This is a genomic window from Enterobacter sp. MGH 33, from assembly GCF_000534535.1.
Lineage (GTDB): Bacteria > Pseudomonadota > Gammaproteobacteria > Enterobacterales > Enterobacteriaceae > Enterobacter > Enterobacter hormaechei_C.
Map to the genome: position 1 here is coordinate 4497727 of NZ_KI973212.1, position 18208 is coordinate 4515934.

Annotated in this window: 15 protein-coding genes and 2 tRNA genes; 2 read left to right on the forward strand and 15 right to left on the reverse strand. The window is 53.2% G+C overall.

The genetic code is table 11. The features are described from left to right. Positions 1-12 precede the first annotated feature (12 nt). The 9 genes from nlpI to L379_RS03115 all read right to left on the reverse strand — a co-directional run bounded on the left by nlpI (position 13) and on the right by L379_RS03115 (position 10253). Positions 13-897, reverse strand: coding sequence for a lipoprotein NlpI (gene nlpI, locus L379_RS03155; RefSeq protein WP_017693920.1), 885 nt, complete (start codon positions 895-897; stop codon positions 13-15). Between the two features lie 110 nt (positions 898-1007). Next, positions 1008-3146, reverse strand: coding sequence for a polyribonucleotide nucleotidyltransferase (gene pnp, locus L379_RS03150; RefSeq protein WP_017693919.1), 2139 nt, complete (start codon positions 3144-3146; stop codon positions 1008-1010). A gap of 242 nt (positions 3147-3388) precedes the next feature. Beyond that, positions 3389-3658: a 30S ribosomal protein S15 gene (gene rpsO / locus L379_RS03145; RefSeq protein WP_003861789.1), complete on the reverse strand. Its 270-nt coding sequence runs from the start codon at positions 3656-3658 to the stop codon at positions 3389-3391. 154 nt (positions 3659-3812) lie between these two features. After that, positions 3813-4763: a tRNA pseudouridine(55) synthase TruB gene (gene truB / locus L379_RS03140; RefSeq protein WP_017693918.1), complete on the reverse strand. Its 951-nt coding sequence runs from the start codon at positions 4761-4763 to the stop codon at positions 3813-3815. Beyond that, positions 4763-5167: a 30S ribosome-binding factor RbfA gene (gene rbfA, locus L379_RS03135; RefSeq protein ID WP_003861793.1), complete on the reverse strand. Its 405-nt coding sequence runs from the start codon at positions 5165-5167 to the stop codon at positions 4763-4765. Before rbfA ends, truB begins: the two co-directional genes overlap by 1 nt. Positions 5168-5273: 106 nt before the next feature. After that, on the reverse strand, positions 5274-7961 hold the full coding sequence (gene infB / locus L379_RS03130) for a translation initiation factor IF-2 (RefSeq protein ID WP_006812117.1): 2688 nt from the start codon (positions 7959-7961) through the stop codon (positions 5274-5276). Between the two features lie 24 nt (positions 7962-7985). Next, positions 7986-9488, reverse strand: a complete 1503-nt coding sequence (gene nusA, locus L379_RS03125) for a transcription termination factor NusA (protein ID WP_003861798.1) — start codon at positions 9486-9488, stop codon at positions 7986-7988. A 28-nt stretch (positions 9489-9516) separates the two neighbouring features. Further along, on the reverse strand, positions 9517-9969 hold the full coding sequence (rimP, locus tag L379_RS03120) for a ribosome maturation factor RimP (RefSeq protein WP_014833432.1): 453 nt from the start codon (positions 9967-9969) through the stop codon (positions 9517-9519). A 207-nt stretch (positions 9970-10176) separates the two neighbouring features. Next, positions 10177-10253: transfer RNA gene (locus L379_RS03115), tRNA-Met, on the reverse strand. A 286-nt stretch (positions 10254-10539) separates the two neighbouring features. Between L379_RS03115 and argG the strand changes: the two genes are divergently transcribed. Continuing rightward, positions 10540-11886 carry an argininosuccinate synthase gene (gene argG / locus L379_RS03110; RefSeq protein WP_015571974.1) on the forward strand — a complete coding sequence of 449 codons (1347 nt, stop codon included), beginning with the start codon at positions 10540-10542 and terminating at the stop codon, positions 11884-11886. 187 nt (positions 11887-12073) lie between these two features. Here the strand turns inward: argG and L379_RS03105 are convergent. The 6 genes from L379_RS03105 to rlmE form a co-directional block, all read right to left on the reverse strand. After that, a tRNA-Leu gene (locus tag L379_RS03105) sits at positions 12074-12160 on the reverse strand. 9 nt (positions 12161-12169) lie between these two features. Then, positions 12170-12502: a preprotein translocase subunit SecG gene (gene secG / locus L379_RS03100; protein ID WP_003861803.1), complete on the reverse strand. Its 333-nt coding sequence runs from the start codon at positions 12500-12502 to the stop codon at positions 12170-12172. A gap of 222 nt (positions 12503-12724) precedes the next feature. Then, positions 12725-14062 (reverse strand): phosphoglucosamine mutase, encoded by a 1338-nt coding sequence (glmM, locus tag L379_RS03095; RefSeq protein ID WP_032655228.1) that lies wholly within the window; start codon positions 14060-14062, stop codon positions 12725-12727. Further along, positions 14055-14903 (reverse strand): dihydropteroate synthase, encoded by an 849-nt coding sequence (gene folP, locus L379_RS03090; RefSeq protein WP_032655232.1) that lies wholly within the window; start codon positions 14901-14903, stop codon positions 14055-14057. Before folP ends, glmM begins: the two co-directional genes overlap by 8 nt. Before the next feature lie 98 nt (positions 14904-15001). Continuing rightward, positions 15002-16936, reverse strand: coding sequence for an ATP-dependent zinc metalloprotease FtsH (gene ftsH / locus L379_RS03085; protein WP_003861810.1), 1935 nt, complete (start codon positions 16934-16936; stop codon positions 15002-15004). Positions 16937-17038: 102 nt separating this feature from the next. After that, complete coding sequence (gene rlmE, locus L379_RS03080; protein WP_003861812.1) at positions 17039-17665, reverse strand: 23S rRNA (uridine(2552)-2'-O)-methyltransferase RlmE; 627 nt, start codon at positions 17663-17665, stop codon at positions 17039-17041. Positions 17666-17792: 127 nt separating this feature from the next. Here rlmE and yhbY point away from each other — a divergent pair, with 127 nt between their 5' ends. Continuing rightward, entirely contained in the window at positions 17793-18086 is a 294-nt protein-coding gene (gene yhbY / locus L379_RS03075; protein ID WP_003861814.1) for a ribosome assembly RNA-binding protein YhbY, read from the forward strand. Positions 18087-18208 lie beyond the last annotated feature (122 nt).

The window sequence follows — 18208 nt, forward strand, 5'->3', positions numbered from 1 at the left end:
TTATGTCGTCAGCTATTGCTGGTCCGATTCTGCCAGGTCGTCTTGCTCCTGGCCCAAGAGCGATAATTCCAACAATGCATAACGGTGCTCAACGAAGTTATGTACGTTGTTAGCAACCGCTAATTTGAACAGTGCCGTAGCGCTGTCCATATCCCCCAGACTTAGGTAGTACTTACCTAAATAGAAGTTGGTTTCACTGAGATGCTCAGCGAGCGAGGTGTTATCCGTTGCGTCCGCCTTGAGGCGTTCCATCAGCGTTGCTTCGCTAATGTTGCCCAGGTAGAACTCGACAATGTTCCATCCCCACTGTTCCTTGTCCGATTTATCGAAGCGCTGTTTCAGTGCTTCTTTGGCCTGCTTCTCATCGAGCTTCTGCTCAACGATGTAAAGCCACAGGCTGCGGAAAGGATCATTAGGATCGTCTTGATAAAACGCCAGCAGATCATCTTGCGCTAACTTATCACGACCGCCGTAATACAATGCGATACCGCGATTCAAGTGCGCGTAGTTGTAAGTTGGATCAAGCTCAAGTACAGAATCAAACGCTTCATAGGCAGCATCAAAATTGCCTGCCTGCGTTAAATAAATGCCTAAGTAATTGAATACTTCAGGCATATCAGGTCGAATCGCCAGCGCTTGTGAAAAATCATTTCGCGCCAGTGCCCTCAGACCGAGACTATCATACAACACTCCGCGCTCATATAAAAGCTGTGCGCGTTCGTCATCGGTTAAAGCCCGACTGGCAAGTATTTGTTCCATGCGTGCCAGAATGACTTCCTGCTGCAAAGTCGGTTGCAATGGCACTGCGAGGACTTCGCTCTTACGCCAGGCAGAGTTGCTGCATCCTGCCAGCGTTAAAGCTGTCGCAACGAAACACCAGCGCAAAAAAGGCTTCATTTCCCACTCCCGAAGACAACTATTGGATGAACGTCCTGTCCCCCGGCGGCTTAACAAGGCGTCCTGCCTGATAATAAGCCCTCCGCCTGCGCGGAGGGCAAATGGCAACCTTACTCGCCTTGCTGTTCAGCAGCCGGAGCTTCCGGCGCCGCAGCAGGCTGAGACTGCTCGGTTGCTTCTTTAATGCTCAGACGGATACGGCCCTGGCGGTCAACTTCCAGAACTTTCACCGGTACTTCCTGACCCATTTGCAGGTAATCGGTCACTTTCTCAACGCGCTTGTCAGCGATCTGAGAGATGTGTACCAGACCTTCTTTACCGCCACCGATGGCAACGAATGCGCCAAAGTCAACGATACGGGTCACTTTACCATTGTAGATACGGCCCACTTCGATTTCTGCCGTGATCTCTTCGATACGACGGATAGCGTATTTCGCTTTCTCGCCGTCGGTTGCTGCGATCTTCACAGTACCGTCATCTTCGATTTCGATGGTGGTGCCCGTTTCTTCGGTCAGTGCACGGATAACAGAACCGCCCTTACCGATAACATCTTTGATCTTGTCTGGATTGATCTTGATGGTGTGGATACGTGGAGCGAACTGAGAAATGTCGCCACGCGGCGCATTAATCGCCTGTTCCATCACGCCCAGGATGTGCAGACGCGCACCTTTAGCCTGGTTCAGAGCAACCTGCATGATCTCTTTGGTGATACCTTCAATTTTGATATCCATCTGCAAGGCAGAGATACCGTCACGGGAACCCGCTACTTTGAAGTCCATATCGCCCAGGTGGTCTTCGTCGCCCAGAATGTCAGACAGAACAACGTAGTTGTCGCCCTCTTTCACCAGACCCATTGCGATACCCGCAACGGCGGCTTTAATTGGCACGCCTGCATCCATCAGCGCCAGAGAGGCACCACACACGGAAGCCATAGAAGAGGAACCGTTGGATTCGGTGATTTCAGACACCACACGTACGGTGTACGGGAATTTGTCTGCTTCTGGCATCACTGCCAGCACGCCGCGCTTCGCCAGACGACCGTGACCAATTTCACGACGCTTCGGTGAGCCAACCATACCGGTTTCGCCCACAGAGTACGGAGGGAAGTTGTAGTGGAACAGGAAGCTGTCAGTACGCTCGCCCATCAGTTCGTCGATGATCTGTGCGTCACGTGCGGTACCCAGGGTCGCGGTTACCAGCGCCTGCGTTTCACCACGGGTGAACAGCGCAGAACCGTGAGTACGTGGCAGTACGCCAGTACGCACGTCCAGACCACGGATCATGTCTTTTTCACGGCCATCGATACGCGGCTCGCCTGCCAGGACGCGGCTACGAACAACGTTTTTCTCGATGGCGTGCAGGATTTCGCCAATCTCGTTAGCGTCCAGCGTTTCGTCTTCGGCAACCAGGGTCGCGGTCACTTCAGATTTGATCACATCAACCTGAGCATAGCGCTCCTGTTTGTCGGTGATGCGGTATGCGTCGCTCAGACGAGATTCTGCCAGTGCAGCAACGCGTGCGTTCAGCGCCTCGTTCACCGCTTCTGGCTGCCAGTCCCAACGTGGTTTACCGGCTTCTTTCACCAGGTCGTTGATGTTCTGAATAACGATCTGCTGCTGCTCGTGGCCAAATACCACAGCGCCCAGCATCTGATCTTCGCTCAGCAGTTCAGCTTCGGATTCAACCATCAGAACCGCTGCTTCAGTACCGGCAACAACCAGGTCCAGCTTACTCTCTTTCAGCTCTTCCTGAGTTGGGTTCAGTACGTACTGGTCGTTGATGTAGCCAACGCGCGCGGAACCGATTGGGCCATTGAATGGAATACCAGACAGTGACAGGGCCGCAGATGCGCCGATCATAGCAACGATGTCCGGGTTAACCTGTGGGTTAACGGAAACAACGGTCGCAATAACCTGAACTTCGTTTACGAAGCCTTCCGGGAACAGCGGACGAACCGGGCGGTCAATCAGACGCGCGATCAGGGTTTCGCCTTCGCTTGGACGGCCTTCACGACGGAAGAAGCCACCCGGGATTTTACCGGCAGCGTAGGTACGCTCCTGGTAGTTAACGGTCAGTGGGAAGAAGTCCTGACCTGGTTTAGCTTTTTTCTGGCCAACTACGGTAACGAATACAGCGGTGTCATCCATGCTTACCATAACGGCAGCAGTAGCCTGACGCGCCATCATGCCGGTTTCCAGCGTGACGGTATGCTGACCATACTGGAATTTACGAACGATCGGATTCAGCAAAATTCTGTCCTTTCTTAAATGTTTGAAAGCACACCTCAGGTGTGCTGACGATTTAACCCGACCTTCTTCGCATCCTCGCGACTAATGACAACCGACACCCTCATGGGTGAAGCCTCTCATTAGCCGCGCGAACCTCTGCAATGAAGATCATTTATAGCAACAATACAATAGTTTCCATTGAATTGCTGCCGTCTGGTTGAAAAAAGGGGCCATCAGGCCCCCTTTTCTGAAACTCGCAAGAATTAGCGACGCAGGCCCAGACGCTCGATCAGCGCGGTGTAGCGTGCAACATCTTTACGCTTCAGGTAGTCGAGCAGTTTACGACGCTGAGAAACCATACGCAGCAGACCACGACGGCTGTGGTGATCTTTTTTGTGCTCTGCAAAGTGACCTTGCAGGTGGTTAATCTGTGCAGTCAGCAGTGCAACCTGAACTTCGGTAGAACCGCTGTCGTTAGTACCACGACCAAACTCAGAAACGATTTTAGCTTTAGCTTCAACGCTTAGAGACATTTTCAAACTCCAAAGTATAAAGAATGTAAGGATGCCGATCTCTAATTCAGCTATCCCATGTACGCCCCGCAGATTGTTAAACAATTTACCAGGCGTTAAGCGGCGATATTCTACTCGTCTCCCCTGCTTATCGCAAGGTGAGGCGTTATCACCGTCACGCTTCGACCGGATATTCGACGACCAGACGACGCGGCGCCACACGCCCTTCGCCGTCCATTTCGCCCATACCGATGAATTTCCCTTCGTCACCTTCCGTCACGCGTACCAGGCCCTCAAGCGGCGCCCCCGATGTGCGAACCGGGTTTCCGTTCTTAAAGTAAACGGACGATGTTAAAGGAAGATTAACAACCGGGAAGTCCACTGCCGGACTGTCCATTGGCATCAGCAGCGGGTCCAGCAGATCGGCTGGCGCAACGCCCTGCGCTTGCGCCTGCTCAACCAGGGCGTGCAGATGCTCAAGCGTCACCATGCGTTCGACCGGATATTTGCTGACCGCCAGACGACGCAGATAAATCACATGCGCGCCGCAGCCCAGCTTTTCACCGAGGTCATCAATGATGGTGCGGATATAGGTCCCTTTCGAACAGTGTACTTCCAGCTCGAGTTCATCACCTTCGTGGCGAATGAACAGCAACTCATACACGGTAATCGGACGAGCTTCACGCGGAACCTCAATGCCCTGACGCGCATATTCGTAGAGCTTTTTGCCCTGATATTTCAGCGCCGAATACATCGACGGCACCTGTAGCGTATCACCACGGAAGCTGTCCAGCGCCGCATCAAGTTGCTCCGCGCTGAAGGTCACCGGGCGCTCTTCCACCACCAGGCCATCTGCATCAGAGGTATCCGTGCGCTGGCCCAGTTTGGCAATCACGCGGTAGCGCTTATCCGAATCCAGCAGGTACTGGGAAAACTTTGTCGCTTCCCCCAGGCAGATCGGCAGCATGCCGGTTGCCAGCGGATCCAGCGCGCCAGTGTGCCCTGCACGGTTGGCGTTATAAATACGCTTCACTTTTTGCAGTACGTCGTTGCTGGATGCGCCCTGTGGTTTATCCAGCAACAGCACGCCATGCACGTCACGACCGCGACGACGAGGACGACTCATCAGTCCTCCTTGCTGTCGTCCGCCGGGTTAACACGACGCTCATCGTCATGTTTCACCACGCTGGTCACCAGGTTGGACATACGCATACCTTCAACCAGCGAGTTGTCGTAGAAGAAGGTCAGCTCTGGCACGATACGCAGGCGCATTGCTTTGCCAAGCAGAGAGCGGATGAAACCAGAGGCTTCCTGCAACGCTTTAATGCCGTTCTTCACGGCGTCTTCATCCTGGTCATTCAGGAAAGTAACAAACACTTTGGCGTACGCCAGGTCGCGGGACATTTCCACGCCCGACACGGTGGTCATCATACCCACGCGTGGATCTTTGATTTCACGTTGCAGAATGAGAGCGATCTCTTTCTGCATCTCCTGCGCGACGCGCTGTGGGCGACCAAATTCTTTCGCCATAATAAATTCTCCAGACAAAAAAGGGGCTTAAGCCCCTTTTTAAAATTACTGCCGGGTGGCGCTTCGCTTACCCGGCCTACGCTAATTAATCTTCAGTTGACGAAGATTACGCGATGGTACGCTGAATTTCGATGATCTCGAACACTTCGATCATATCGCCAACGCGAACGTCGTTGTAGTTCTTCACGCCGATACCACATTCCATGCCGTTACGGACTTCGTTAACGTCATCTTTGAAGCGGCGCAGGGATTCCAGCTCACCTTCGTAGATAACCACGTTGTCACGCAGTACGCGGATTGGGTTGTGACGCTTGATGGTCCCTTCGGTAACCATACAGCCCGCGATCGCACCGAATTTCGGTGATTTGAACACGTCACGTACTTCAGCCAGACCGATGATCTGCTGTTTCAGCTCAGGAGACAGCATGCCGCTCATCGCTGCTTTCACTTCGTCAATCAGGTTATAGATGACGGAGTAGTAACGCAGATCCAGGCTTTCAGCATCAATCACTTTACGCGCAGATGCGTCAGCACGAACGTTGAAGCCAACCAGGATCGCGTTGGACGCTGCTGCCAGGGTTGCGTCGGTTTCGGTGATACCACCTACGCCAGAACCGATGATCTTCACTTTCACTTCGTCGGTAGACAGTTTCAGCAAGGAGTCGGAGATCGCTTCCACAGAACCCTGAACGTCCGCTTTCAGAACGATGTTCACTTCGTGAACTTCGCCTTCGGTCATGTTGGCGAACATGTTCTCGAGTTTAGATTTCTGCTGACGAGCCAGCTTCACTTCACGGAATTTACCCTGACGATACAGAGCGACTTCACGCGCTTTCTTCTCGTCACGTACCACGGTGACTTCGTCACCGGCAGCCGGAACACCGGACAGGCCGAGAATTTCCACTGGAATGGACGGACCCGCTTCCAGCACTTCCTGACCCAGTTCGTTACGCATCGCACGAACGCGACCGTATTCGAAACCACACAGAACGATGTCGCCCTTGTGCAGAGTACCTTCGCGAACCAGAACGGTTGCAACCGGACCACGACCTTTATCCAGGAAGGATTCGATTACCGCGCCGCTCGCCATACCTTTACGAACCGCTTTCAGCTCCAGAACTTCAGCCTGAAGCAGGATAGCATTCAGCAGGTCGTCGATACCGGTACCTGCTTTTGCAGATACAGGGATGAACTGCGCTTCACCGCCCCACTCTTCCGGCATAACGCCGTACTGGGACAGTTCGTTCTTCACGCGATCCATATCGGCTTCTGGCTTATCGATTTTGTTAACTGCGACAACCAGAGGCACCTGCGCCGCTTTCGCGTGCTGGATAGCTTCAATGGTCTGTGGCATCACGCCATCGTCGGCAGCAACAACCAGAACAACGATATCCGTTGCCTGAGCACCACGAGCACGCATTGAGGTAAACGCTGCGTGGCCTGGGGTATCCAGGAAGGTGATCATGCCGTTTTCGGTTTCTACGTGGTAAGCACCAATGTGCTGGGTAATACCACCCGCTTCGCCGGAGGCAACCTTAGTAGAACGAATGTAGTCAAGCAGAGAGGTTTTACCGTGGTCAACGTGACCCATGATGGTCACGACCGGTGCGCGCGGTTCAGCCGCTGCGCCCGTATCACGGTCGCTCATTACTGCTTCTTCCAGCTCGTTTTCACGACGCAGGATAACTTTGTGGCCCATCTCTTCGGCAACCAGCTGTGCGGTTTCCTGGTCGATGACCTGGTTGATGGTGGCCATTGCGCCCAGTTTCATCATCGCTTTGATGACCTGAGAGCCTTTCACCGCCATCTTGTTAGCCAGTTCGCCAACGGTGATGGTTTCGCCGATCACAACGTCACGGTTAACGGCCTGAGCAGGCTTCTGGAAGCCCTGCTGGAGAGCGGAACCTTTACGCTTGCCGCCTTTACCGCCGCGAACCGCTGCACGCGCTTCTTCACGGTCAGCTTTTGATTCAGCGTGTTTGTTACCTTTTTTCGCAGGACGCGCAGCTTTTGCACTGCGAGTACGGCCACGACCACCTTCAACTTCGCGGTCGTTGTCGTCTTCTGCCTGACGCGCATGCTGAGACGTAGTGACGTGATAATCGCTGGTATCTTCAGTTGGTTCAGCGGTATTCACACCGTTCTTCTCGTTTTCTTCTGCCATGCGACGCGCTTCTTCGGCGACGCGGCGAGCTTCTTCTTCAAGCTTGCGGCGGGCTTCTTCTTCCGCTTTACGCTTCAGCTCGGCAGCTTCATTTTCACGGCGGGCTTTTTCAGCCTGGGCAGTTTTGGTCATTTCGTCGGTCTGTTGATTGCTCACTTTGTCTTTTTCCGCAGCGTCACGCTTCGCTTTTTCACCGGCGTCGCGTTTCGCTTTTTCTGCGGCCTCACGTTCAGCTTTTAATTCTGCTTCACGTTTGGCAGTGGCTTCTGCCTCACGCTGAGCTTGTTCTTCCGCTTCACGCTGTGCCTGCTCTTCCGCGGCAAGGCGTTCTGCCTCTTGCGGATCACGTTTTACAAAGGTGCGCGTCTTGCGGACTTCAATTTGTACCGACTTGCTTTTGCCACCGGTACCAGGGATGTTCAACGTGCTACGCGTTTTACGCTGTAGCGTTAACTTGTCAGGCGTAGAGCCGTGTTCACGGTTCAGGTGCGCTAACAAGGTTTGTTTTTCTTGCGCGGTCACCGAGTCATCAGCGGACTTCGGGATCCCTGCATCAGCAAATTGCTGTACCAGGCGGTCCACGGAGGTCTGAATCTCAGCAGCCAGCGATTTTACAGTTACATCAGTCATGCTGTTCCTTCCTGCTACAGTTTATTACGCTTCGTCGCCGAACCAGCAAATATTACGTGCGGCCATGATGAGTTCGCCGGCTTTCTCGTCGGTTAAACCTTCGATATCGGCCAGGTCATCAACGCCTTGCTCAGCGAGATCTTCCAGCGTACAAACACCACGGGCAGCCAGCTTGAACGCAATCGCACGATCAAGACCTTCCAGATTCAGCAGGTCATCAGCCGGCTTCTTATCGCCAAGGCTTTCTTCCTGAGCCAGCGCCAGGGTGGTCAGTGCGTTTTTAGCGCGTTCACGCAGGGCTTCAACGGTTGGTTCATCCAGACCGTCAATTTCCAGCAGCTCTTTCATTGGCACGTAGGCCAGTTCTTCCAGCGTAGAGAAACCTTCTTCAACCAGCACAGTGGCGAAGTCTTCGTCAATGTCCAGGTATTTGGTGAAGGTATCGATCGCCGCGTGGGCTTCAGCCTGATGCTTGGCCTGAAGGTCATCAACGGTCATCACGTTGAGTTCCCAGCCGCTCAGCTGTGACGCCAGACGTACGTTCTGACCGTTACGGCCAATCGCCTGCGCCAGGTTGCCCGCTTCTACAGCGATATCCATGGTGTGTTTGTCTTCGTCAACAACGATAGACGCCACATCAGCCGGTGCCATTGCGTTGATCACGAACTGCGCCGGGTTATCGTCCCACAGAACGATATCAATGCGCTCGCCGCCCAGTTCGGTAGAAACCGCCTGAACACGTGCGCCACGCATACCGACGCAAGCACCGACCGGGTCGATACGCTTGTCGTTGGTTTTCACCGCAATTTTCGCACGGGAACCCGGATCGCGGGCCGCCGCTTTGATTTCGATAACTTCTTCGCCGATTTCCGGCACTTCGATACGGAACAGTTCAACCAACATTTCTGGTTTAGAACGCGTCACGAACAGCTGTGCACCACGCGCTTCAGGACGTACGGCATACAGCACACCACGAATACGGTCGCCTGGGCGGAAGTTTTCACGCGGCAGCATGTCTTCACGCAGGATCACGGCTTCAGCGTTACCCGGCAGCCCTTCGGATTTGATCTCCAGAGAGATGTTGTCGCGGTTCACTTTCTTCACCACACCAGTGATGATTTCGCCTTCCTGATCGCGGAACTGATCGACAACCAGCGCGCGCTCGGCTTCGCGCACTTTCTGCACGATAACCTGCTTCGCGGTCTGGGTGGTGATACGGTCGAAGGTAACAGATTCAATCTGATCTTCAACGTAGTCACCCACGTTCAGACTTTCGTCTTCAAAACGTGCCGCTTCCAGGGTGATCTCTTTGGTCGGTTGGGTCACTTCTTCAACGATTACCCAACGACGGAATGTATCGAAGTCACCGCTTTTACGATCGATTTCTACGCGAACATCGATCTCTTGTTCGTATTTTTTCTTGGTTGCTGTAGCCAGTGCACTTTCCAGCGCTTCGAAAATCTTCTCACGCGGCAGTGATTTCTCGTTGGAGACGGCTTCAACAACAGCCAAAATTTCTTTGTTCATCGCGGGCTTTTCACCTCAATCCAGACTGTTAAAAGTGGGGAACCAGGTTCGCCTTCTGGATATTACTCAGCGCGAACACTTCATCTTTGCCTTCGACTGTCACCGTGATCATTTCACCATCAACGGCTTTGATAATTCCCTGCCATTTACGGCGGTTCTGTACGGCCATACGCAGAACGAGAGCCACTTCTTCACCGGTAAAGCGCACGTAGTGCTCGGCCGTGAACATCGGACGATCGAGGCCAGGTGAGGAAACTTCCAGGTTGTACGCAACGGTAATCGGATCTTCAACATCAAGAACCGCACTCACCTGGTGGCTGACATCAGCACAATCATCAACATTGATGCCATCTTCACTATCAATATAGATGCGCAGTGTGGATGTACGGCCGCGAACGAATTCGATGCCGACCAGTTCGTAGCCCAGTGCTTCGACCGGCGCAGTAATCATCTCTGTTAATTTTTGCTCTAATGTGGACAAGCCCACCCCCAAGACATAAAAAAAGGGCGTAAAGCCCAGTTATTCTGTAGTCAGATAACAAAAAACCCCGATAAATCGGGGCTTTAGATAACTGAACCCTATAGCCACAACTGTGGCCTGGAGCACTCTCCGAAAGCATTTTTTCAAATCCAGCTACGAAGGCTCTAAGTCTTCACAGTATATTTGAAAAAGAACTTTATGGGAAAGTGGTTGCGGGGGCCGGATTTGAACCGACGACCTTCGGGTTATGAGCCCGACGAGCTACCAGGCTGCTCCACCCCGCGCCTGAAACGTGGCAAATTCTACGCGTTTTGGACAGAATTTGCAAATAATGCTGGGATTTGGTACCGAAGACGGGACGTAAAATCGGCGTTCAGTATATTGATAGTTGACCCCACCTGTCAACCCAACTTCAGCCAGGGCAATAAAAGGGAAATTTTTACAAAAAACGCACACGTCTCTTTCGGTCGTCGATAAAAGATGATTAAATGAATACTCACTTATTTTGCATAAACATGCATCGAGAGCGAAAGCGGTCTCTAATCAGTCAATCAAGCAGGGTTTTATTATATGACGACGATTCTCAAGCATCTCCCGGTAGGACAACGTATTGGCATCGCTTTTTCTGGCGGCCTGGATACCAGCGCTGCACTGCTGTGGATGCGCCAGAAGGGAGCGGTTCCTTATGCATATACTGCGAACCTGGGTCAGCCGGACGAGGAAGATTATGACGCGATCCCTCGTCGTGCCATGGAATATGGCGCAGAGAACGCACGTCTGATCGACTGCCGTAAGCAGCTGGTTGCCGAAGGGATTGCCGCGATCCAGTGCGGTGCTTTCCATAATACGACCGGCGGCCTGACCTATTTCAATACCACCCCGCTGGGTCGTGCCGTCACCGGCACTATGCTGGTCGCCGCCATGAAAGAAGATGGCGTGAACATCTGGGGGGACGGTAGCACCTATAAAGGCAACGATATTGAACGTTTCTATCGTTATGGCCTGCTGACCAACGCCGAGTTGCAGATCTACAAACCGTGGCTGGATACCGACTTCATCGACGAGCTGGGTGGCCGTCATGAAATGTCTGAGTTTATGATTGCCTGCGGCTTTGACTACAAGATGTCCGTTGAGAAAGCCTACTCAACCGACTCCAACATGCTGGGTGCGACGCACGAAGCGAAAGACCTGGAATTCCTGAACTCCAGCGTAAAAATTGTTAACCCGATCATGGGCGTGAAGTTCTGGGATGAGAACGTGAAGATCCCGGCGGAAGAAGTGACCGTGCGTTTCGAACGTGGTCATCCGGTTGCCCTGAACGGTAAAACCTTCTCCGACGATGTTGAACTGATGCTGGAAGCAAACCGCATCGGCGGTCGTCACGGTCTGGGTATGAGCGATCAGATCGAAAACCGTATCATCGAAGCGAAAAGCCGTGGCATTTACGAAGCGCCGGGGATGGCGCTGCTGCACATCGCTTACGAGCGTCTGCTGACCGGTATTCACAACGAAGACACCATCGAGCAGTATCACTCTCATGGCCGTCAGCTGGGCAAACTGCTGTATCAGGGTCGCTGGTTTGATCCACAGGCGCTGATGCTGCGTGACGCCCTGCAACGTTGGGTGGCAAGCGCAATCACCGGCGAAGTGACGCTGGAACTGCGTCGCGGCAATGATTACTCCATCCTCAATACCGTGTCTGACAACCTGACCTATAAAGCAGAGCGTCTGACCATGGAGAAAGGTGAGTCAGTGTTCTCTCCGGACGATCGTATTGGCCAGCTGACCATGCGTAACCTGGACATCACCGATACCCGTGAGAAGCTGTTCAACTATGTTGAGAATGGTCTGCTCTCCGCCAGTTCCGGTAATGGCCTCCCTCAGGTTGAGAACCTGGAACACAGCGATAAGAAATAATCGACAGCAAGTCATAAAAAAGGCGCCCATTGGGCGCCTTTTTTGTGGTCTTCGTAGGCCCGGTAAGCGCAGCGCCACCGGGCAAAACGGCGGGTGGCGCTGCGCTTACCCGCCCTACAAAAGATCGGATACACAGAATGTACAGACGAAAAAAAAGACGTCTTGCGACGTCTTTCTTCTGGAATATTGGTACCGAGGATGGGACTCGAACCCACAAGCCCGTTAGGGCACTACCACCTCAAGGTAGCGTGTCTACCAATTCCACCACCTCGGTACGGAATACTTACTGCGGGATATCGCTGGTTGGCTTAGCCGGTGCAGCTGGCTGAGTTTGCTCAGTTTTTGCTGGCGCGCTCAGATTTTCCCACTCGCTTCCTTTACTGGTCTTGTTGCTGTTGATATTGCCCAGCACCAGACTGATGATGAAGAACAGCGTAGCCAGAATCGCCGTCGTACGGGTCATGAAGTTCGCAGAACCACTTGAACCGAACAGCGTACCGGAAGCGCCTGCTCCGAAGGAGGCTCCCATATCAGCGCCTTTACCTTGCTGTAGCATAATCAGCGCTACGAGAGCGATGGCTACAATAAGGAAAATAACTAAAAGAGCTTCGTACATAATCAACCTGTTCCTTGCGGATTTGCCGCATACCAATGCTTCGACCAATTAGCAGGATTTTGTTTCCCACTGAAGCGGGTGTGAATACTAACCAAAGCGAATCACCTTCGCAAGGGCATTTTCGAGGCATTGTATCAACTGCGGAAAAAAACAGCAAAAAGCCATTCATTGCTTAAAACAAAGGCGGCAAACGCCGCCTTTTTAAACACTTATTCTGAAAGATTATGCAGCTTTGACTGCATCCGCAATGCGGTACGCAAATTCGGTTACCTGCGCTTCGTCTTCGCCTTCCACCATCACGCGGATCAGCGGCTCGGTACCCGACTTACGCAGCAGGACGCGCCCACGGCTGCCAAGAGTCGCTTCCACGTCTGCCATCACCGCTTTCACGTTATCATTTTCCAGCGGGTCGCCTTTACCCGCGGTGAAACGCACATTGACCAGAATCTGCGGGAACATTTTCATGCCGCTGCACAGATCGTGCAGGCTCATATGGTTACGCGCCATCGCGGCAACAACCTGAAGCGCCGCCACAATACCGTCACCGGTGGTGGTTTTATCGAGCAGGATCACGTGGCCGGAGTTTTCCGCGCCAATACGCCAGCCTTTCTCCTGGAGTTTTTCCAGCACGTAGCGGTCACCCACTTTCGCACGAACAAACGGGATGCCCAGCTGTTTCAACGCCAGTTCCAGGCCCATATTGCTCATCAGCGTACCCACCGCGCCACCGCGCAATTGCCCCTGACGCAGGCCTTCACGGGCAATGATGTAGAGGATCTGATCGCCATCGACCTTGTTACCTTCGTGGTCAACCATGATCACACGGTCACCATCGCCATCCAGGGCAATACCCAGATCGGCCTTTTCAGCCAGGACACGCGCCTGCAAGGCACGCACGTCTGTCGCGCCGACTTCTTCGTTGATGTTCAGACCGTCCGGCTCGCAGCCGATAGTGATCACTTTCGCACCCAGCTCGCGGAACACATTCGGCGCAATGTGGTAAGTCGCACCGTTGGCACAGTCCACCACAATTTTGAGGTGTGCCAGGCTCAGCTCATTCGGGAAAGTGCCTTTGCAGAATTCAATGTAGCGGCCTGCGGCATCGACAATACGGTTTGCTTTACCCAGCTCAGCGGAGTCAACACAGGTGATCTCTTTTTCCATTTCCGCTTCAATCGCCTCTTCTACGTCATCCGGCAGTTTGGTGCCGTCGATGGAGAAGAATTTGATACCGTTGTCATAGAACGGGTTATGGGAAGCGGAAATGACGATGCCCGCTTCCGCACGGAAGGTGCGGGTCAGATAGGCAACAGCAGGGGTCGGCATTGGCCCCGTAAAGGAAGCTGAAAGCCCCGCCGCCGCCAGCCCGGCTTCCAGCGCGGATTCCAGCATATAACCCGAAATACGGGTATCTTTCCCAATAATGATCTTACGGGAACCATGACGCGCCAGTACCTTACCCGCCGCCCAGCCCAGCTTCAGGACAAAGTCAGGGGTAATTGGCGCATCGCCTACACGCCCACGGATGCCATCGGTACCAAAATATTTACGATTACTCATAGCGTTTGTTTTCCTTCGCTGCCAGTGTGGCTTCCACCACACGCATGGCTTCTACTGTTTCTTTTACGTCATGGACGCGAATGATGTGTGCACCTTGCATCGCGGCAATCACCGCGCAGGCCAGACTGCCGCTCAGACGTTCGCTCGGCCCGACATTCAACAACTGACCAATCATCGATTTTCTCGACATTCCCACCAGCAGTGGCAGGCCGAACTGATGAAACTCTGATAAGCGCGCAAGCAACGCGTAATTGTGTGAGAGATTTTTACCGAAACCGAAGCCCGGGTCGAGCAGCAATTTCTCTTTTGCGATACCCGCACGTTCACAGCGTTCGATATGCTCAATAAAGAAGCGGGTGACGTCGGCAAACACATCGTCATATTTTGGCGCCTCCTGCATTGTCTTAGGCTGGCCCTGCATATGCATCAGACACACCGGTAGCCCGGTTTCTGCGGCGGCTTCAATCGCGCCCGGCTCGGTCAGCGAGCGGATATCATTGATAATGTGAGCGCCAACTCTCGCCACTTCACGGATCACTTCGGGTTTGGAGGTATCAACGGAGATCCACACTTCAAAGCGCCGGGCGATAGCCTCCACCACCGGCACCACGCGCGCCAGCTCTTCCTCCACCGAAACCTCCGCCGCACCAGGCCGCGTTGACTCCCCTCCAACGTCAATGATGGTGGCACCCGCGTTGATCATTAAATTCGCGTGTTTAACCGCGTCGATAAGCGAATTATGCGTGCCGCCGTCAGAGAAGGAATCAGGCGTGACATTCAGGATCCCCATCACATGAGGATGTGAAAGGTCGAGATGCGAGTCCTGGGCGAATAGTTTCATGGTGAAGTCTCTGGAATTAATGTGGTTAAACAGATAAGAAAAACCCCGGAGCAAGCTCCAGGGTTTGAGATACAGACAAACGCTTCAACAGCAGTGACTTACTTGTCGCCCAACTGCTCTGACATGGTGTTGCCCGGGTTTGGCGTACGCGGTTCATCGACCGGACGCGGCGCACGCGGGGTGCCATTGTTGTCAGAATTGTTAGACGCGCCTGGGTCTTCCCAGCCTGCCGGCGGACGCACTTCGCGGCGCGCCATCAGGTCGTCAATCTGCGGTGCATCGATGGTCTCATATTTCATGAGCGCATCTTTCATCGAATGCAGGATGTCCATATTGTCGTTCAGGATCTGACGGGCGCGAGCGTAGTTACGTTCAATCAGCGCTTTCACTTCCTGGTCGATGATACGTGCCGTTTCATCGGACATATGTTTCGCTTTTGCCACGGAGCGGCCCAGGAATACTTCGCCCTCTTCCTCTGCATACAGCAGCGGACCGAGTTTGTCGGAGAAGCCCCACTGAGTCACCATGTTACGCGCCAGGTTTGTCGCCACTTTAATATCGTTCGACGCACCGGTGGAAACATGTTCCGCACCGTAGATAATCTCTTCAGCCAGACGACCGCCGTACAGGGTTGAAATCTGGCTTTCCAGCTTCTGACGGCTGGCGCTGATCGCGTCGCCTTCAGGCAGGAAGAAGGTCACACCCAGCGCACGACCGCGCGGAATAATCGTCACCTTGTGTACGGGATCGTGTTCCGGCACCAGACGACCGATAATCGCGTGGCCCGCTTCGTGATATGCCGTGGACTCTTTCTGCGCTTCCGTCATCACCATGGAGCGACGTTCCGCACCCATCATGATTTTGTCTTTCGCTTTCTCGAATTCCACCATGGACACCACGCGCTTGTTACCGCGAGCGGCAAACAGTGCTGCTTCGTTGACCAGGTTAGCCAGATCCGCACCGGAGAAGCCTGGAGTACCACGCGCGATGATTGCCGCGTCGATATCTGGCGCCAGCGGTACGCGTCGCATATGCACTTTCAGAATCTGTTCACGACCGCGAACATCCGGCAGACCGACCACAACCTGACGGTCAAAACGGCCTGGACGCAGCAGCGCAGGGTCGAGTACGTCCGGACGGTTAGTTGCCGCGATAACGATAATACCTTCGTTACCTTCGAAGCCGTCCATCTCAACCAGCATCTGGTTCAGCGTCTGCTCACGTTCATCGTGACCACCACCCAGGCCTGCGCCACGCTGGCGGCCTACGGCGTCGATTTCATCGATGAAGATGATGCACGGTGCTGCCTTCTTAGCCTGCTCGAACATGTCACGCACACGAGATGCACCGACACCCACAAACATTTCAACGAAGTCAGAACCTGAAATAGTAAAGAACGGCACCTTCGCTTCACCCGCGATGGCTTTTGCCAGCAGGGTTTTACCGGTACCCGGAGGGCCGACCATCAGGACGCCTTTCGGGATCTTACCGCCCAGTTTCTGGAAACGGCTCGGCTCGCGCAGGTATTCAACCAGTTCACCCACCTCTTCTTTTGCTTCGTCACAACCTGCTACGTCAGCAAACGTGGTCTTGATCTGGTCTTCCGTCAGCATACGCGCCTTGCTCTTACCGAACGACATGGCACCTTTGCCACCACCGCCCTGCATCTGGCGCATAAAGAAGATCCAGACGCCGATAAGAAGCAGCATCGGGAACCAGGAAATGAAGATAGAAGCCAGCAGGCTTGGTTCTTCCGGCGGCTCGCCTACCACTTTGACGTTTTTGGTCAGAAGGTTATCAAGCAGCTTAGGATCGTTCACCGGGATGTAAGTCGTGTAACGGTTACTATCTTTCTTGGTAACGTTGATCTCACGTCCGTTGATACGCGCTTCGCGAACCTGGTCCTGATTGACCTCTTGCAGGAAGGTAGAATAATCCACCTTGCGGCCATTCGACTCGCTGGGCCCAAAGCTCTGGAATACTGACATCAGCACAACGGCAATGACCAGCCAGAGTATTAGGTTTTTCGCCATGTCACTCAAGGGATTAACCTCATATTACAACTGTGTTAAAAACAGCGTCAGGATACTCTATATCCAGTTTCATTCAAACTTTCGCCTGAAATCTACCGGTTATCATTTTCGCCCGGTCGCTACAATATACACTTCACGGGAACGGGCCCGGGAAGAGTCCGGCTTACGAACTTTGACCTTCGCAAACAGGGAGCGAATTTCCTTAAGATACTCCTCGAAACCTTCGCCCTGAAACACCTTCACAACAAAACTACCACCAGGCGCTAGTACATCACGACACATTTCTAACGCTAGTTCCACCAGATACATGGCGCGGGGGATATCCACCGCCGGTGTTCCACACATATTTGGCGCCATATCCGACATGACAACCTGGACCTTACTGTCACCAACACGATCAAGTAGTGCTTTAAGCACTAATTCATCACGAAAGTCGCCCTGAAGGAAGTCGACACCGACGATGGGATCCATTGGTAAAAGATCGCATGCGATGATTCGGCCCGTTCCGCCGATCTGCGTAACCGCATACTGGGACCATCCGCCAGGTGCCGCACCGAGGTCGACCACCGTCATTCCCGGTTTAAAAAGTTTGTCACTTTGCTGTATTTCATCAAGTTTAAACCAGGCGCGGGAACGCAACCCCTTTTTCTGCGCCTGTTGAACATATTTATCGCTAAAGTGTTCCTGAAGCCAGCGGCTGGAGCTGGCAGAACGCTTTTTACCTGTCATTTAACATTTCCGTCCTGGTTCATCGTTGCTTGCCTGTGACGTAAATTTCTACGCAGCTATTTGGCGATATTAGGGAGATGGCGGTAGAATGAACCGTTTTCAATCCCAACGTAAGCAAAAATATACGATGAATCTGAGTACTAAACAAAAACAGCACCTTAAAGGTCTGGCACATCCGCTCAAGCCTGTAGTGATGCTTGGCAACAATGGTTTGACCGAAGGGGTGCTTGCCGAGATTGAACAAGCGCTGGAACACCACGAGCTGATCAAGGTGAAAATCGCCTCTGAAGACAGAGACACTAAAAACCTGATCGTGGAAGCCATCGTGCGCGAAACCGGCGCCTGTAATGTACAGGTCATCGGTAAAACGCTGGTGCTCTATCGCCCATCTAAAGAGCGCAAAATCTCGCTGCCACGTTAAGGATATCCTGAATCGAACACATTTTCTGTGTGAAACGAGGGATTTCTTTCAGCAGGCGAGCAAAATGCCATGCTCCTTGAGTTGATAAAAGGCCGCTATGCGGCCTTTTTCTTTTCTTTACA

Excerpts from the sequence above, each read along its gene's own strand:
- nlpI (WP_017693920.1), bottom strand. The coding sequence starts at position 897 with ATGAAGCCTTTTTTGCGCTGGTGTTTCGTTGCGACAGCTTTAACGCTG.
- rpsO (WP_003861789.1), bottom strand. The coding sequence starts at position 3,658 with ATGTCTCTAAGCGTTGAAGCTAAAGCTAAAATCGTTTCTGAGTTTGGT.
- truB (WP_017693918.1), bottom strand. The coding sequence starts at position 4,763 with ATGAGTCGTCCTCGTCGTCGCGGTCGTGACGTGCATGGCGTGCTGTTG.
- rbfA (WP_003861793.1), bottom strand. The coding sequence starts at position 5,167 with ATGGCGAAAGAATTTGGTCGCCCACAGCGCGTCGCGCAGGAGATGCAG.
- infB (WP_006812117.1), bottom strand. The coding sequence starts at position 7,961 with ATGACTGATGTAACTGTAAAATCGCTGGCTGCTGAGATTCAGACCTCC.
- nusA (WP_003861798.1), bottom strand. The coding sequence starts at position 9,488 with ATGAACAAAGAAATTTTGGCTGTTGTTGAAGCCGTCTCCAACGAGAAA.
- argG (WP_015571974.1), top strand. The coding sequence starts at position 10,540 with ATGACGACGATTCTCAAGCATCTCCCGGTAGGACAACGTATTGGCATC.
- secG (WP_003861803.1), bottom strand. The coding sequence starts at position 12,502 with ATGTACGAAGCTCTTTTAGTTATTTTCCTTATTGTAGCCATCGCTCTC.
- glmM (WP_032655228.1), bottom strand. The coding sequence starts at position 14,062 with ATGAGTAATCGTAAATATTTTGGTACCGATGGCATCCGTGGGCGTGTA.
- folP (WP_032655232.1), bottom strand. The coding sequence starts at position 14,903 with ATGAAACTATTCGCCCAGGACTCGCATCTCGACCTTTCACATCCTCAT.
- ftsH (WP_003861810.1), bottom strand. The coding sequence starts at position 16,936 with ATGGCGAAAAACCTAATACTCTGGCTGGTCATTGCCGTTGTGCTGATG.
- rlmE (WP_003861812.1), bottom strand. The coding sequence starts at position 17,665 with ATGACAGGTAAAAAGCGTTCTGCCAGCTCCAGCCGCTGGCTTCAGGAA.
- yhbY (WP_003861814.1), top strand. The coding sequence starts at position 17,793 with ATGAATCTGAGTACTAAACAAAAACAGCACCTTAAAGGTCTGGCACAT.